Annotated in this window: 16 protein-coding genes and 1 pseudogene; 3 read left to right on the forward strand and 14 right to left on the reverse strand. The window is 65.9% G+C overall.

Features of this window, described 5'->3' with window-relative positions; all coding sequences use genetic code 11:
* The 7 genes and pseudogenes from HR9077_RS01600 to HR9077_RS01630 form a co-directional block, all read right to left on the reverse strand.
* A pseudogene (locus HR9077_RS01600) lies at nt 1-307 on the reverse strand (transposase); the annotation flags it as partial.
* Nucleotides 308-559: 252 nt separating this feature from the next.
* A complete protein-coding gene (locus tag HR9077_RS01605) occupies nt 560-1,438 on the reverse strand; it encodes a glycine betaine ABC transporter substrate-binding protein (RefSeq protein WP_136064449.1) in 879 nt (292 codons plus the stop codon).
* 55 nt (nt 1,439-1,493) lie between these two features.
* Complete coding sequence (locus tag HR9077_RS01610; protein ID WP_136064685.1) at nt 1,494-2,288, reverse strand: DUF2797 domain-containing protein; 795 nt, start codon at nt 2,286-2,288, stop codon at nt 1,494-1,496.
* A 29-nt stretch (nt 2,289-2,317) separates the two neighbouring features.
* Nucleotides 2,318-2,575, reverse strand: a complete 258-nt coding sequence (locus HR9077_RS01615; protein ID WP_136064451.1) for a YeaC family protein — start codon at nt 2,573-2,575, stop codon at nt 2,318-2,320.
* Between the two features lie 75 nt (nt 2,576-2,650).
* Entirely contained in the window at nt 2,651-3,496 is an 846-nt protein-coding gene (locus HR9077_RS01620) for a rhomboid family intramembrane serine protease (RefSeq protein WP_136064453.1), read from the reverse strand.
* Between the two features lie 226 nt (nt 3,497-3,722).
* A complete protein-coding gene (locus HR9077_RS01625; protein ID WP_210725831.1) occupies nt 3,723-4,730 on the reverse strand; it encodes a metallophosphoesterase in 1,008 nt (335 codons plus the stop codon).
* Between the two features lies 1 nt (nt 4,731).
* Nucleotides 4,732-5,613, reverse strand: coding sequence for an NAD(+) kinase (locus tag HR9077_RS01630; RefSeq protein WP_136064455.1), 882 nt, complete (start codon nt 5,611-5,613; stop codon nt 4,732-4,734).
* A gap of 97 nt (nt 5,614-5,710) precedes the next feature.
* On the opposite strand from HR9077_RS01630, the gene HR9077_RS01635 reads away from it, so the two are divergent.
* Both HR9077_RS01635 and HR9077_RS01640 read left to right on the forward strand, forming a co-directional pair.
* Nucleotides 5,711-6,697: a DUF1853 family protein gene (locus tag HR9077_RS01635; RefSeq protein WP_136064457.1), complete on the forward strand. Its 987-nt coding sequence runs from the start codon at nt 5,711-5,713 to the stop codon at nt 6,695-6,697.
* A 78-nt stretch (nt 6,698-6,775) separates the two neighbouring features.
* Nucleotides 6,776-7,900: an SO_0444 family Cu/Zn efflux transporter gene (locus tag HR9077_RS01640; RefSeq protein ID WP_168380870.1), complete on the forward strand. Its 1,125-nt coding sequence runs from the start codon at nt 6,776-6,778 to the stop codon at nt 7,898-7,900.
* Between the two features lie 32 nt (nt 7,901-7,932).
* Here HR9077_RS01640 and HR9077_RS01645 read toward each other — a convergent pair whose 3' ends face one another.
* The gene (locus tag HR9077_RS01645) at nt 7,933-8,835 is read right to left on the reverse strand and encodes a carboxylate/amino acid/amine transporter (protein WP_136064459.1); all 903 of its coding nucleotides are present in this window, start codon (nt 8,833-8,835) and stop codon (nt 7,933-7,935) included.
* 95 nt (nt 8,836-8,930) lie between these two features.
* Between HR9077_RS01645 and HR9077_RS01650 the strand changes: the two genes are divergently transcribed.
* Nucleotides 8,931-9,326, forward strand: coding sequence for a DUF6314 family protein (locus tag HR9077_RS01650; RefSeq protein WP_136064461.1), 396 nt, complete (start codon nt 8,931-8,933; stop codon nt 9,324-9,326).
* A 94-nt stretch (nt 9,327-9,420) separates the two neighbouring features.
* Here the strand turns inward: HR9077_RS01650 and HR9077_RS01655 are convergent, their stop codons facing one another.
* From HR9077_RS01655 to HR9077_RS01680, 6 genes are all read right to left on the reverse strand, one after another.
* A complete protein-coding gene (locus HR9077_RS01655) occupies nt 9,421-11,163 on the reverse strand; it encodes an ABC transporter substrate-binding protein (RefSeq protein ID WP_136064463.1) in 1,743 nt (580 codons plus the stop codon).
* A gap of 67 nt (nt 11,164-11,230) precedes the next feature.
* Nucleotides 11,231-11,503 carry a DUF2160 domain-containing protein gene (locus tag HR9077_RS01660; protein ID WP_136064465.1) on the reverse strand — a complete coding sequence of 91 codons (273 nt, stop codon included), beginning with the start codon at nt 11,501-11,503 and terminating at the stop codon, nt 11,231-11,233.
* Nucleotides 11,504-11,545: 42 nt separating this feature from the next.
* Entirely contained in the window at nt 11,546-12,358 is an 813-nt protein-coding gene (locus HR9077_RS01665) for a carbohydrate ABC transporter permease (RefSeq protein WP_136064467.1), read from the reverse strand.
* 10 nt (nt 12,359-12,368) lie between these two features.
* On the reverse strand, nt 12,369-13,232 hold the full coding sequence (locus HR9077_RS01670; protein ID WP_136064469.1) for a carbohydrate ABC transporter permease: 864 nt from the start codon (nt 13,230-13,232) through the stop codon (nt 12,369-12,371).
* Nucleotides 13,219-14,334, reverse strand: coding sequence for an ABC transporter ATP-binding protein (locus tag HR9077_RS01675; protein WP_136064471.1), 1,116 nt, complete (start codon nt 14,332-14,334; stop codon nt 13,219-13,221). Before HR9077_RS01675 ends, HR9077_RS01670 begins: the two co-directional genes overlap by 14 nt.
* Nucleotides 14,335-14,344: 10 nt before the next feature.
* Nucleotides 14,345-15,424 (reverse strand): ABC transporter ATP-binding protein, encoded by a 1,080-nt coding sequence (locus HR9077_RS01680; protein WP_136064473.1) that lies wholly within the window; start codon nt 15,422-15,424, stop codon nt 14,345-14,347.
* Nucleotides 15,425-15,542: the final 118 nt, after the last annotated feature.

Here is a 15,542-nt window from a genome sequence, read left to right on the forward strand (position 1 = left end):
GCCACCAGGTGCTTCACCGCACGCCGCTTCGCTTCGGGCGTCACCACTTTCCCGAAACGATCTCCTTGAGCGCGGCATTGTCGAGGGCGCTTTCCGCCAGCAGCTTCTTCAGTCGGGCATTCTCGCTTTCCAGCTCGCGCAGGCGCTTGGCCTCCGAGACTTCCATACCGCTGTACTTGGCCTTCCAGCGGTAGATGGTCTGCTCGGTCACGCCGTTCTGCCGGGCCAGCTCAGCGACCGAGACGCCGCGCTCGTTGGCCTTGAGGATGCTGATGATCTGCTCTTCGGTATGTCGGTTTCGCTTCATCGCGAGATCTCCTGCTATCAGGGTAAACGTAGCGGAAATCTCACATTGGCGGTGGACCGGTTTCTGGGGGAAGGTCAAAAGCCACCGTAGGAAAGCTGAGAAGGTTTAGTGTGAGCGTAAAACCATACACGCATTTTTACACGAGATGACCTCCTTCCCCAGGATGCAGGCCGGCAACATCTCTACGACGCCCAGAAAAGCGCAACCCCGGCACGCGGCCGTGGTTGCGAGTCCTGCGGCCGTTTGTCCGGCTCAGTTCACCGCGCCACCCGCCGCCAGCCATTCGTCGATCAGCGCGCGATTGGCCTCGATCCACTGCCGCGCGCCGACGACCGGATCGCCGGCCTCCTCGATGCCCGCCATCAGGCTGCCCAGCGAGTCGTCATCCATCCGCCAGGCGTCGAGTACCGCGGTCAGCCAGGGATCGTCCTCGGCGAAGCCCTTGCGCGAAAACCAGTGGATCGCCTCTTCGTCGCCGTAGATGTTTTGCGGGTCATCGAGGTACTTGAGATCGTATTCGGCGAACGCCCAGTGCGGGCTCCACAGCGTCACGACCAGGGGCTCCTCGCGCCGATAGGCGTCGTCCAGCGCCGCCATCATCGCCACTTCCGAACTGCTGAGCTGACGCATCGGCAACTGGTAGCGCTCGATGGCATCCTCGGTGAAACCCGAAATCGACGAACCGGGATCGATCCCGACGATCGTCGGCTCGCCCTGATAGGCGAATTCATCGGCCCGCTCGGCCAGCTCGCCGATGCCGTCGACGTCCACGTACGCGGGCACCACCAGGCCCATGCCGGCACCGTCGTACCAGACATCGTGGATCTCGAGGTCATCCTCGTAGGGTTCGACATAGTCGGCATCGGTGGCCGGCAGCCAGGTCTCCAGCGACACGTCCAGATCGCCGCTGGCCACGCCGCTGAAGGCGACGCTCTTGCCGACGTTGGACAGTTCGACCCGGTAATTGTACGGCGCCTGCTCGAGCACCTGTTTCCACATGTTGGCGACGGCGATGTTCTCGGTCCAGTTGAGCGTGCCGACGACGATCCGCTTGTCGTCCTGCTGCGCCTGCGCGCCCATGCTGGTGGCCAGCATCCCGGCGGCCAGTAGCGTTTGCCTCTTCCGTGACATGATCATGGCTCCTCGTGGTGGGGTCACCACAACATACCATGGCGGCACTCGACGGCTATTCCACGCTGATCTCATAGCCGGTGAACTTGCGCAGGTTGATCACCCCGGTGTCGAACATCAGGTATTGGCCCTTCATGCCCATCAGCGTGCCGCCGACGCTGGGTGTCTTGTCGAAGTTGTGCGAGACGACCTTGGTCGGCGGTTCGAGTACCGGGTAGTCGATGCGCGTCGGCTCGGCATCGAGGGTACGAATGGCGTCTGCGCCGAAGCGCTCGCGCAGCTCGGCCAGCCCCCCGGTCAACGCCGCGAACAACCGGTCACGTTCGGCGCACAGGTCGAGCGGCGCGATGCTGCCCTTGAGCATCGCCCGCCAGTTGGTGCGATCGGCGACCAGATCCTTGAACAGCATCTCGACGAAGCCCGACTGCTGGCGGGTATCGACCTCGAGGATCGGCAACGCCTGAATCGCGCCCTGGTCGAGCCAGCGCGTCGGCAGTTGGGTATGCCGGGTGATGCCCACCTTGAGCCCCGAGGAGTTGGCCAGGTAGACCACGTGCGGCTGGAAGCAGTGCCGCTCGCCCCACTCTGGCTCGCGACAGGTACCGGCGAAATAGTGGCAGGTTTCCGGCTTGACGATGCAGGTGTCGCACTGCGCCAGGCGCTTGAAGCAGGGATAGCAGTGCCCCTGGCCGAAACTCTTGCGCGTCGCCCGCCCGCAATGGGTGCAGGCGATCGCCCCGCTGTGCACCAGCCGCAGCGACTGCCCGAGCCGCGCATTGAGGTCGAGGCGCGACTCGCCGGCGCGCAGCGCATATCGCGCCCGACCGGCGTCGTCCAGGGTGATCGCCATCTTGGTCAGGCAGCCTCCCTGGCGAACGATCAGTTCATCCACTTGATGCTGTCCTCGTCACTTGCGGCCTGACTCTTGCAGCTGCCCTGCATATAGCCCACACGCTCGTGCTCGGGCACGTTGTGCGCGATCTCGTAACGCATCACCGCTTCCAGGCAGAGCTCGGTCTGCTCGTCGCTGAGGCGCTGGCCGTCGGGCCACTTGCGCAGCGCCACGGCCTGCTTGAGGCTGTCGTAGATCGTCGGCGTCATCTGCTGGATCATGCGTTCGAAGGTCATCTCATTCATCATAGGCTCCGAAGAAATAGCCGGTACGTACTCGCGAGTGCCCTGGCCCGTCGGCCGAGGGGCACTCGCTGGATTTCACTGGGATCTTGCCCGCCAGCTGGCCAGCCAGCCACACGCCAGGCCCAGCAGCAGCCCCCCCAGGTGCGCTTCGTTGGCGACGTTGCCGAAGCCCACCGGCGCGGCCAAGTCGGTCATGGTGAAGACCATCCACCCGAGCATGAAGACCACCAGCATGGTAGGCACGAAAAAACCGCTCTGGGGCACCCGCCGCGACATCAGCCAGACGTAACCGAGCAGCGCGTAGTCGACGCCGGACATGCCGCCGAACAGCACCGTCCCGGTGGCGTACTGCGCGAGATTGGAGCCCACCGCGCTGATCGCGACCACCCAGGCCAGCCGGGCGCTGCCATGCAGGCTCTCGACCTGGCGGCCGAAGTACCATAACCACAGCATGTTGAAGATCAGGTGCATCCAGCCGAAGTGCAAAAAGGCCGGCGACAGCAGTCGCCAGACCTGGCCGCCGGCCAGGCTGTCGGCCAGCGAGCCGACGTTCAGGCTGTTGCCGACCACGCTCACCGGAACGATGGTCAGCCAGGCGACGACCCGGTCGCCGAGCAGCGCCATCAGCGCGAAGACCACCAGGCAGAGCGCCAGCAACCCGGCCGCCAGCGGCGCTTCGGCCAGCGCACCGCGCCGCCAACTGGCGGCGACAGGTGGCGGATCGTCGTCCTGAACGAGGGGGTCGCCACGCTGCCAGCGCTCGATGATCTGCATCATCTGCGCGTGCTGGCGCGGGTCGGCCAGCCAGAGTACCTGGGCATCGCCCTCCTCGCTGAAGCGATGGCCGATGCGTTGTGCCCAGAGCGCCTTGCGCAGGGCCCGGGTATCGATTCCGCGGGGGATCATCAGCACCTTGTGCATGGTCGGTCCTTATCTTCCTGGCCAAGAGCCTTGTGGCCGGGTCCCGGCTCGGGCTTCCAGTGCAGCGCGGGCATTGACACGTGACATGAACACGCAAAAAGAAAAGTCCGGCGGAGGGGGCCGCCGGACAATAAGCAAGGGATCATTCAAGGGAACACTCACTCTGACGGCCGCCTCGGGAACAAGTTTCATGCGGTGGCAAAAAAATATGTAACGAATTGTAGCATCAGGAGTCCAGGTCGAGGTCCCAGGGCTGGGGGCGGGCACGCTCCTCGCGGGGAACACGCAACCAGACGAACTTGTCGGCGTTCAGGGTCGCCTCGCCATCCCAGCGATAGGCGACCAGACGACCGAACTTGACCGCGCTGTAGTCGAGACAGGCAATGTTCGGGGCCGGCAGCGCCGGCACCCCTTCGCACCAGTAATGTCCCAGGAACAGCGGGCACTGCTCCGGCCCGTAATACGGCAACTGGGCACGCTCGGCGCTCGACAACCGCCGCAGCTCCAGGTCCCCGGGGAGGTTGTCGGGCTGAAACACCACGTCACCGTAGGTCTGCGGATCGCAGGCCCAGAAATGGGCGCGGAAGGTACGCCGGGTGAAGCCGTCCCCGGAGTGTATCTCGGTACCCTCGGGCAGATTCAGATGGACGCCGCGGGTCAGCCGCTCGAGTACCCGGGAGGCAAAGCTTCCGGCGTACGCGGATTCCTGCAGAAAGGCCGTGTCGATGCGACCCTCGGGATAGGCGGCGCGAAAGCGCTCGATCAGTGCCGCGTCCCAGCAGGCATGAACCACCCGCAGACCGTCGCGCTCGAGCAGTAGCGGAACCTCCATGAGCCAGGCCAGCGTGTCGTCCCACTCGGCAGGATGGTCGCGGTACTGCTCGAGGGTCTCGCGAATGACCCGGTTGTGCCGCGGCGTATGCTCGCGCAGCCACTCACAACCGGCGCCGGGGGGGCAGCGCTGGTAGTAGGCCAGCGCATTGATCTCGTGATTGCCCATCACGATGAACGCCTCGCCGGACTCCACCATGCGCCGCGCGATCGACACCGCCAGGCGAATCCGCGGACCGCGGTCGATCAGGTCACCGAGGAAGATCACCTTGCGGCGCAGATGGCGATAGACGCCGCCGGTGAGGTGATAGCCGAGTTTTTCCAGCAGCGCGCCCAGCGTCGCGCCGCAGCCATGCACATCGCCGATCAGGTCGTAACCGTCGATACCGCCGGTCATGTTCATGTCACTCCCCCAGCCGGCTGCTCCAGCCGAGTTTGCTGCGGCAGATCTCGTAGTAATTGTGACCGCGCGGGTGGATCAGCGTCAGGCGTTGCGCCTTTCGCCGCACATGAAGGATGTCGCCGGGCTTGGAGACCACCTGGGTCTGACCGTCGCAGCTGACGTGCGGATAGGCTTCGTTGGTCTCGCCGATATGGATCTTGATCTCGCTGGCGGCGTCGACCACGATCGGCCGGCTCGACAGCGTGTGTGGGAACATTGGCACCAGGGTGATCGCCTCGAGCCCGGGGTGCACGATCGGCCCGCCGCCGGACAGCGCATAAGCCGTGGAACCGGTGGGCGTGGCCATGATCAGCCCGTCGGCACGCTGGCTGTAGACGAAAAGACCATCGATGAACAGTTCGAACTCGATCATCTGCACCGCCTTGCCGGGGTGCACCACCACGTCGTTCAGCGCGTCGGACGCCCCGATCAGCGAGCCCTCGCGATACACCTCGGCGTCGAGCAAAAAGCGCTGCTCGGTCTCGTAGTCACCGGCCAGCACCTCGCCGACCTTTTCCTCGACCTCGTCGGGCAGGATATCGGTCAGAAAGCCCAGCCGGCCGCGATTGATGCCCAGCACCGGCGTACCGCTACGGCACAGTGCGCGACCCGCGCCAAGCATGCTGCCGTCGCCGCCGATCACGATCACCAGATCGCAGAGCTCGCCGAGACGACTGCGGCTGGCTTCCTGCTGTCCATGCGCGTCCAGTCCGCTGGCGGTACGATCCTCGATGATGACATGATGGCCGCGTGCGCCCAGAAAGCGGATCAGCCGGCGTAGCGTCTCGACCACGCTGGCGCTGCCGAGACGGCCGATCAGACCGATGTTCTTGAAAGGTTCCATGGGCGCTCCCAGCCACGTCGAGCCGGCTATTATGGGGGCTCGACAGGGCCCGGGCAAACCGCGCCGCCATTCGCCGCAGCCTGCCATGAGGTACGTCATGCCCCGCACCGATCGGCCCGAGCGCGCATTCGACGACTACCGGCATCCACTGGTACGCGACCTGGCCTGGCTGCTCGAGGCCCCCGACCTGTTGGTCACCGCCTACCCCGGCCGCCCCACGCTCGACGAGCTGGGGCTGGCCGATCCCGAACGCAGGACCGCCTGGCTCGACGCGCTCGAACGCGACCCGACCGCGCTCGAAGCGGCACTCGATACGCGCCGCGCCGTTCGCCTGGGGCTGTATCACGAGGCGCTGTGGCATTTCCTGCTGGCCCGCGCACCGGGCACCCGCCTGCTGGCCGCCAACCTGGCGGTCCATGACGCGCGCGGGGCCACGCTGGGCGAGCTCGACCTCATCTACGCCGCGCGTGACGGCGGTCCCCCCATCCATCTCGAACTGGCCATCAAGTACTATCTGGGCCTGCCCGACGGCCCCGGCCCGCGCCACGATGCGGCGCGCTGGATCGGTCCTGGCTGTGCCGATTCGCTGGCCGTCAAGCGGCAACGCTCGCTGGGCCACCAGTTGCCGCTGGCCCACCGTCCCGAAGCCGCCGCGCTGCATGAACGTTACGGCGCAGCGCCACCCGGCCGCCCTCTCGAACAACGCCTGGCGATTCTCGGCGTGCTGTTTCGTCCCTGGTCCGACACCCCCTCGCCGCTGCCGCTGCCCCAGGGACATCATGCCGGCGCCCTGGTCGGCGAATGGCTGTACCGTCGCGACTGGCCAGCCTTCTGCGCCACGCTCGAGGCCGCGAGGCCGCCCCGCGGGGCATTCCTCGACAAGCCGCACTGGCTGGCCCCGCCACCCGCTAGCGCCCTGCTGCCGCTGGCCGAGCTGACCCAGCGGCTCGATGCGCACTTCGCTGCGCGTGGCATGCCGCGTCAACTGATCCTGCACGAAGCGAACGGGGCCTATCGGCGGCTGTTCGTGGTGGCGGACGACTGGCCGCGGGCGATTCCTCTCCCGCCGAGAGCGCGGTCATGATGGACGGCACTTGACCCTGTAGTGCACTCCAGGGTTTAGACTCGTACCATCGATTCATCTTGTCGGGGCGAGTGCACAGTGACCTATCTCGATTACTTCTCCCAATGGCTGAGCGCCTTCTGGCACCTGTGGCTGGACGCCGCCCCCTGGCTGCTGCTGGGGCTGGTGGTGGCGGGGTTGATGCAGGCCTTGCTGGATGCCAACCGGCTGGCCCGCCACCTGGGCGGCGAAGGGCTCTGGCCCAGCGTCAAGGCGGCGCTGCTCGGTGCGCCGTTGCCGTTGTGCTCCTGCGGGGTCATCCCCGCCGCGCTGGGCCTGCGCCGCAGTGGCGCCTCGCGCGGTTCGACGGCCTCGTTTCTGATCGCCACGCCGGAGACCGGGGTCGATTCGATCGCCCTGTCCTACGCCCTGCTGGGCCCGTTGCTGACGATCGTTCGCCCCGTCGCGGCGATCGTCAGCGCGATCACCGCCGGCGTGCTGACCAGCGTCAGTGAGCCGCGCGCGGCCAGCTCGCTGAGCGCCTCGGCCGTCGCGACCGACACCGCCCCACGGGCCAGCGGATCCGCTTGCTGTTCGAGCGCCGGTTGCGAGGCCCGCCAGCCGGCACGCCCGCCGTTGACCCGGCGCCTGCTGGCAGGCCAACGCAGCGCCTTCGGCGAGCTGTTCGGCGACCTGGCCGGCTGGCTGCTGGTCGGCCTGGCCCTGGCCGCCGCGGTCACCGCGTTCCTGCCCGAGAGTTTCCTGACCCGCTTCGGCGACGGCCTGCCGGCGATGCTGGTGATGGCGTTGATCGGGGTACCGATGTACATCTGCGCCTCGGCCTCGACGCCGCTCGCCGCCGGCCTGCTGCTGGCCGGCGTGTCGCCGGGGGCGGTGCTGGTGTTCCTGCTCGCCGGGCCGGCCACCAACATCGCCACGCTGGGGATCGTGCGCCGCGAACTGGGTACACGCACGCTGGGGATCTACCTGGCCAGCGTGATCGGCGTGGCGATCGCCTTCGGCTACCTGACCAACGCGCTGGCCGGCGTCTGGGACCTCGATGTGCAAGCCGAACTGGCCGCCAGCGGCGAATTGCTGCCGGACTGGTTGACGCTGGTCGCCGCGGCCATCCTCGCCGCGCTCACGCTGGGCTGGTTCGGGCGTGCCTGGCTGGCGACGCGCCGCCGTCCGGCCGCCGCTGGCTGCGACGACGGCTGCTGCTGATCGGCCACTCCTGGCTGGTGGGTGGCACTATCTCAGTCGGTCGTTGCCCGTGCAGGGCGACGCCTCGCCGGGCGACGCTTCGCCGGGCGACGCCTCGCCCACCCTTCGTTGATCAGCAGCGCGGCGACGATGATCGCACCACCGGCGGCCAGCCGGGGCAGGTCGGCGTCGCGATTCCAGATCACCAGGTTGACCAGCAGCCCCGCGGGAATCAGGGCGTTGTTCATGATCGCCAGGGCGCCGGCATCGACCCGGGTCGCGCCCTTGTTCCACAGGAAATAGCCGAGCCCCGAAGCGACCAGCCCCAGCCAGGCCAGCACGCCCCACTGCACGCCGCTGCTGGGTAGCTGGGCCGAGCCCAACAGTGCGTAGGCGATCACCACCAGCGCCAGCGCGCCCAGGTAGAACCAGCCGAACACGCTGCGCTGGGGCACCTCGGCGGGCAGCCGACGCGCCAGATGCCGGTAGCCGACCTGGCCGACGGCGAAGCACAGGTTGGCACCCTGGACGACGGCGAAGCCCAGCCAGAAATCGGCGCTCACGCCCTGGTAACGGATCACCGCCGCACCGGCCACGGCAACCGCCGCGGTGACCAGATAGAATGGCGTGAAGCGCTTGTCCATGGCGTCGTCGAGCAGCGTCACATAGAGCGGCGTGAAGATGGTGAACAGCAGCACCTCCGGCACCGACAGCAGCAGGAATGACTGGTAGAAGAAGATGTACATCAACCCCAGCTGGACGGCGCCGATGGCCATCAGCGCCAGCTTGTGGGCATGGCCCAGGGCGCGCGGACGCAGGAACGGCAGGAACAGCAGACTGGCCAGGGCAATCCGCACCAGCACCGCGAAGTAGCTATCCACCTGACCGGAAAGATACGCGCCGATCAGCGAGAAAGAGAAGGCCCAGAGGGCCGTGACACCCAGCAGATAGGACATGGAAGCGATCCGTGAATCAACCAATCGAGGCGGCCATCTTAGCGCTGCGCCAACGGCTCCTGTCAACTTCAAAAGTATCTTTTAGTTCACAGCCATTGACGGGCTCGCGCAGCGGCTGGGCCGGCAAGGGTCAGGGCACGGTCGACGTCGAGGAGCACGCCGACGCCAGCCTGACGTTCAGCGAAAGCGGGCGCTTCCACCTGGTGGGTGCGACCGAGTCGATCGCCTTTCGCAACGTCTTTCGCTGGACGCCGACACAGGACGCCATCGCCCTGAGCCACGAGCGTCGCGGCGCCGCAGCGGCCGTGCGGCTGTTCGAACTGATTCCGGCCGATCCCGGCGACACCGCCGACTGGGTCGCCCGCGACGCGCATCAGTGCGCCGCCGATCGATACCGCGCGCGGCTCACGCTGGCCTATGACGGATTCGATCTGGAGTGGATCATCGAGGGCCCGCGCAAGAACGAGCGCCTGCACTATCGCTATCGCTGACGCCATGCCTGCCAGCCGGCGAACCTTCGGACCGCCTGTCATGAAAACGGCGCCCGGAGGCGCCGTGAAGCACAAAAGACAATGACAGCCGGTCTCAGCTTTCCTGCCAGGACTTGACCATCTCGTCGTAGGGCACGGTCTTGCCCTGCGGCTTCTCGTTGTCGAGCCTGGGCTTGGGCGCGCCCGGCTGGTCGAGCCAGTACTGGGCGTCGCGCGGCTCGTTGAGCTTGGGACCGCAGGTGTCCTGGACGTTGGCGCGCTCCAGGCGCTCCATGATGCGATCCTGGGCCTCGGCCAGGCCATCGAGCGCTTCCTGGGCGGTGGATTCGCCGCTGGCCGCCCGCGACACGTACTGCCACCAGAGCTGCGCGAGCTTCGGGTAGTCCGGCACGTTGGTCCCGGTCGGCGACCATTGCAGGCGCGCCGGGCTGCGATAGAACTCGACCAGCCCGCCCAGCTTGGGTGCGGCGTCGGTCATCGCCTGGGACTGGATGTCCGATTCGCGAATCGGCGTCAGCCCCACCAGGGTCTTCTTCAGCGACACGCTCTTGGCGGTGACGAACTGGGCGTACAGCCAGGCGGCCATGCGGTTCTTCTCGGGGGTGGAGTCGAAGAACGTCCAGGAACCCACGTCCTGATAGCCCTTCTTCATGCCCTCTTCCCAGTAGGGCCCTACCGGCGACGGCGCCATGCGCCACTTGGGCGTGCCGTCCTCGTTGACCACCGGCAGGCCCTCCCTGGTCATGTCGGCGGTGAAGGCGGTGTACCAGAAGATCTGCTGGGCGATGTTGCCCTGCGCCGGCACCGGGCCGGATTCCGAGAAGGTCATGCCCTGCGCTTCGGGCGGCGCGTAGGCCTTCAACCAGTCGACGTACTTCTGGGTGGCATACACGGCAGCCGGCCCATTGGCCGCCCCGCCTCGGGTAACACTCGATCCCACCGGATGACACTCCTCGACGCGAATCCCCCACTCGTCGACCGGCAGGCCATTGGGTATGCCCTTGTCGCCGGCTCCCGCCATGGAGAACCAGGCGTCGGTGAAGCGCCAGCCAAGCGACGGGTCCTTCTTGCCGTAATCCATGTGGCCGTAGATGCGCTTGCCGTCGATCTCCCGGATGTCGTTGGAGAAGAAGTCGGCGATGTCCTCGTAGGCCGACCAGTTGACCGGAACGCCCAGCTCGTAGCCGTACTTGTCCTTGAAGCGCTGCTGGTATTCGGGGTTGTCGAACCAGTCGGCGCGGAACCAGTAGAGGTTGGCGAACTGCTGATCGGGCAGCTGATAGACCTTGCCGTCGGGCCCGGTGGTGAACGACAGACCGATGAAGTCGTCGAGATCGAGCGTCGGCGAGGTGAACTCGGCGCCATCGCCCTCGATCATCTCGGAAATCGGCACGACCTTGCCATAGCGGAAATGGGTGCCGATCAGGTCGGAGTCGTTGACGTAGCCGTCGTAGATGTTGCGCCCCGACTGCATCTGGGTCTGCAACTTCTCGATCACGTCGCCTTCCTGGATCAGGTCGTGATTGAGCTGGATGCCGGTGATCTCGCGGAACGCCTTGGCCAGTACCTCGGCCTCGTACTGATGGGTGGTCAGCGTCTCGGAGGCCACGTTGATTTCCATGCCGCGCAGCGGTTCGGCGGCGTCGATGAACCACTGCATCTCCTTCATCTGCTCCTCGGGCGTCAGCGTCGACGGCGAGAACTCACTGTCTATCCAGCGCTTGGCGGCGTCCTGGTACTGATCGGCCAGGGCCAGTGTCGGGACCGACAGGCACGTCGCCAGACTCATTGCCAGGGCGAGGCGCGTCGGCCGTGGGGCGTACTTGGTGTAGGACATGGTGACCTCGTTGTTGTGCTTGTGACCTTAGGTTGTACATCGGTTTGCAGCGTTGTCGTCGTCGCGATTACCCCCATTTCAAGATGATGGCGAGCCCCGCCACGCTGGCCAGCGTGGCGATCCACAGCGGCCAGCCGGTCACCGCCAGCAACAGCAGGTGCGCGTAGCCGGCGACCAGCAGGCTGATGAACAGGCGATCGCCGCGGGTCGTGGCGATCGGCAGGAAACCCTTGCGCTGGTGCCCCGGCGAGACGACCTGCCACACCGTCATCGCGCAGAGCATCAGCGCGATGACGATGAAGAACGTCGCCGTGGGCAGTGTCCAGGCCATCCATTCCATGACGTACTCCTCTCTATCTGAGCCAACTCACACCCGGCGCCGCTAGACGCGGCCCAGCGCGAAGCCCTTGGCGACGTGGTTGCGAACGAAGTAGATCACCGCGATACCCGGCAGCAACGCGACCACCCCGGCGGCGGCGAGCACTCCCCAATCGATGCCCGAGGCGGAAACGGTGCGCGTCATCTGGGCGACGATCGGCTTGGCGTCCACCGAAGTCAGGGTGCGTGCCAGCAGCAGCTCGACCCACGAGAACATGAAGCAGAAGAACGCCGTCACGCCGATGCCGGGGCGGATCATCGGCACGAAGATGGTGAAGAAGAAGCGCGGAAAGCTGTAACCGTCGATGTAGGCCGTCTCGTCGATCTCCTTGGGCACCGACGACATGAAGCCCTCGAGGATCCATACCGCCAGCGGCACGTTGAACAGGCAGTGCGCCAGCGCCACGGCGATCGGCGTGTCGAACAGCCCCACCGAGGAGTACAACTGGAAGAACGGCAGCAGGAACACCGCCGGTGGCGCCATGCGGTTGGTCAGCAGCCAGAAGAACATGTGCTTGTCGCCGAGAAAGCGATAGCGCGAGAACGCATAGGCCGCCGGCAATGCCACCGCCAGCGAGATCGCCATGTTCATCGACACGAACGACAGCGAGTTCAGGTAGCTGGTGTACCAGGTCGGATCGGTGAAGATCACCCGGTAGTTGTCGAGCGTCAGGTCGTTCGGCCACAGCGACAGGCCGCCGAGAATCTCGCGATTGGACTTCAGCGACATGTTGACCAGCCAGTAGATCGGCACCAGCACGAAGGCCAGGTACGCCACCATCACCAGCAGCTTGCGATAGTTCTTGGGATAGCTCATGGTCGTCCCCTCAGTCCTTGGCGTCGGCGTGGGTCATGGCGGTGTAGAACACCCAGGTGACCAGCAGAATGATCAGGAAGTAGATCAGCGAGAACGCCGCCGCGCGGCCCAGGTCGAACTGCCCCACCGCCATCTGGGTCAGCGTCTGGCTGAGGAAGGTCGTGGTGCTGCCCGGCCCGCCACCGGTCAGCACGAACGGCTCGGTATAGATCATGAAGCTGTCCATGAAGCGCAGCATCACCGCGATCAGCAGCACGTTCTTGAGCTTGGGCAACTGGATGTAGCGGAACACCGCCCAGGGCGAGGCGCGGTCGATGCGCGCCGCCTGGTAGTAGACGTCGGGGATCGAGCGCAGTCCCGAATAGCACAGCAGCGCCACCAGCGAGGTCCAGTGCCAGACATCCATGATCAGTACCGTGATCCAGGCATCGCGGGGATTGGAGGCATAGTTGTAATCGCCCCCCGCGGCGTTGAGCAGCCAGCCGTAGAGCCCGATGTCCTCGCGGCCGATGATCTGCCAGATGGTGCCGACCACGTTCCAGGGGATCAGCAGCGGCAACGCGAGCAGAATCAGGCAGACCGATACGCCGATGCCCCGGCGCGGCATCGACAGCGCCACGGCGATGCCCAGCGGTATCTCGATAGCCAGCACGCTGAACGAATAGGCGAACTGGCGCAGCAGCGAATCGTGCAGCCGCGGGTCACGCAGGATCTCGCGATACCATTCGGTACCCACGAAAAAGCGCGTGCTCGGGTCGAAGATGTCCTGCACCGAGTAGTTGACCACCGTCATCATGGGGATGATCGCGCTGAAGGCGACCAGCACGAATACCGGCAGCACCAGCCACCAGGCCTTGTTGTTATGCACTCGCATGGTCGACCTCCACCAGCCGATCGTCGGCGTAGAAACGGGTCCAGCGTTGGGGCAGCAATAGCCCCACCCGACCCTCGGGTACCGCGTGGTCCTCCTCGATGCGCACCTTGATCGGCAGCTCGGCGTCGAGGCCTTCGAGCAGCAGATCGACGATCTTGTAGGTACCCAGGTCCTGCACCAGGTCGACCCGGGCGGTCAGCGGCGATTCGCCGGGCGCGACCAGTTGGATGAATTCGGGGCGAATGCCCAGCACCAGCCGCTGCTCCGCATGCCGTGCCAACGCCGCGCGCACGTCCTCGGCCAACGCCACCTCGCAGCCGGCCAGGCGCACCCCACCGGCGCTCGGCGTGACCGGGCACAGGTTCATGCCCGGGCTGCCGATGAAGTAGCCCACGAAGGTATGGGCGGGGTATTCGAAGAGTTCGCGCGGGGTACCGAACTGGACGATCTCGCCCTCGTACATCACCGCGATCTTGTCGGCGAAGGTCGATGCCTCCAACTGGTCGTGGGTGACATAGACCATGGTGATGTCGAAGCGCCTGTGGATCTGCTTGAGCTTGCGCCGCAGCCGCCACTTGAGCTGCGGATCGATCACCGTCAGCGGCTCGTCGAAGAGGATCGCCGCGACGTCGTCGCGCACCAGCCCGCGCCCCATCGAGACCTTCTGCTTCTCGTCGGCGGTGAGATGGCTCGCCTTGCGCGCCAGCAGGTGTTCGATCTCCAGCGCCTCGGCCACCTCGCGGACCCGCTCGTCGACCTTGGCCGCCGGCTGTCCCTGGTTGCGCAGGGGGAAGGCCAGGTTTTCGCGAACCGTCATGGTGTCGTAGACCACCGGGAACTGGAAAACCTGGGCGATGTTGCGCTGCTGGGGCGACAGCGCGTTGACGGACTCGCCGTCGAACAGCACCCGCCCCTGAGAGGGCTCGAGCAGCCCAGAGATGATGTTGAGCAGCGTGCTCTTGCCGCAGCCCGACGGGCCGAGCAGTGCATAGGCGCCGCCCTGCTCCCAGACGTGGTCGATGCGCCGCAACGCGTAGTCGCTGGCCTGTTCGGGGTTCGCCGCATAGCTGTGAGCCAGTTGGTCGAGTCGGATTTCCGCCATGGTTGCCTCACTACGCTGCAAGGGATGGGGCCCGGACCAGCTCGCCCGGCGCGTCGAAGACGAACAGCTTGGTGCTGGGGGCATAGACCCGGATCGCGCTGTCGACCGGGAAGTCGTGGATACCGCCGAGGTGCAGCACCAGTTCGAGATCGTTGCTGGCGACGTGCAGGAAGGTCTCCGAACCGCTGATCTCGGCGACGCCGACCTCGACGCAGAACTCCAGGTCGTCGTCGTGCAGGGGCGTCAGGCTGAGATGGCTGGGGCGGATGCCCAGGCGATAATCGCCATCGCCGAGGCTGCCCAGCGGCCCCGGCAGAGGGAAAGCGGTGCGCCCGATGCGCAGCTCGCTGCCGGTGATCGTCACCTCGAGCAGATTGATCGGCGGCTCGCCGAACAGCGAGGCGGCCTCGGCCGACGCGGGGCGATGGTAGACCGCATCGCTGGGGCCGCTCTGCAGGATCCGGCCCTGATGCAGCAACGTGGTGGTATCGCCCAGCGCCAGCGCCTCGGAAGGCTCGGTGGTGGCGTAGACGGCGATGGTGTTGCGCGAGCGGAACAGCTTGCGCATCTCCAGGCGCAGCTCCTCGCGCAGCTTGTAGTCGAGGTTGACCAGCGGTTCGTCGAACAGCACCAGGTCGGCATCCTTGACCAAGGCCCGGGCCATGGCCGTGCGCTGCTGCTGGCCGCCGGACAGCTCGAGCGGGTAGCGCCCCAGCAGATGATCGATGCGCAGCATCGCGGCGATCTCCTCGACCCGCCGCTTGATCTCGTCCCTGGGGACCCGGGCCAGCTTGAGCGGCGAGGCGATGTTGTCGAACACCCGCAGCGAGGGGTAGTTGATGAACTGCTGGTAGACCATCGAGACATTGCGCTTGCGCACCGGAACGCGGGTCAGGTCCCGCGCGCCGAACAGCACCCGCCCGCGATCCGGCGCGTCGAGCCCCGCCATCAGTCGCATCAGCGTCGTCTTGCCCGACAGCGTATGGCCCAGCAGCACGTTGAACGAGCCCGGCTCCAGGCTCAGGCAGGCATCGCTGATATGTTTCTCGCCGCTGACCGTGAGGTCGATATGTTCGAGGACTAGAGACATGATGTCGGCTTATCCTTTTCATGTTCGCAAATTCTTCATGTTCATAAGCGAACGCCATGCCAGTTTCATCACGCAGCCTCAAGCCTTCCACAAGACCTTTTCAAGTCATTGTTATGAT

This window comes from Modicisalibacter radicis, assembly GCF_900961225.1.
Lineage (GTDB): Bacteria > Pseudomonadota > Gammaproteobacteria > Pseudomonadales > Halomonadaceae > Modicisalibacter.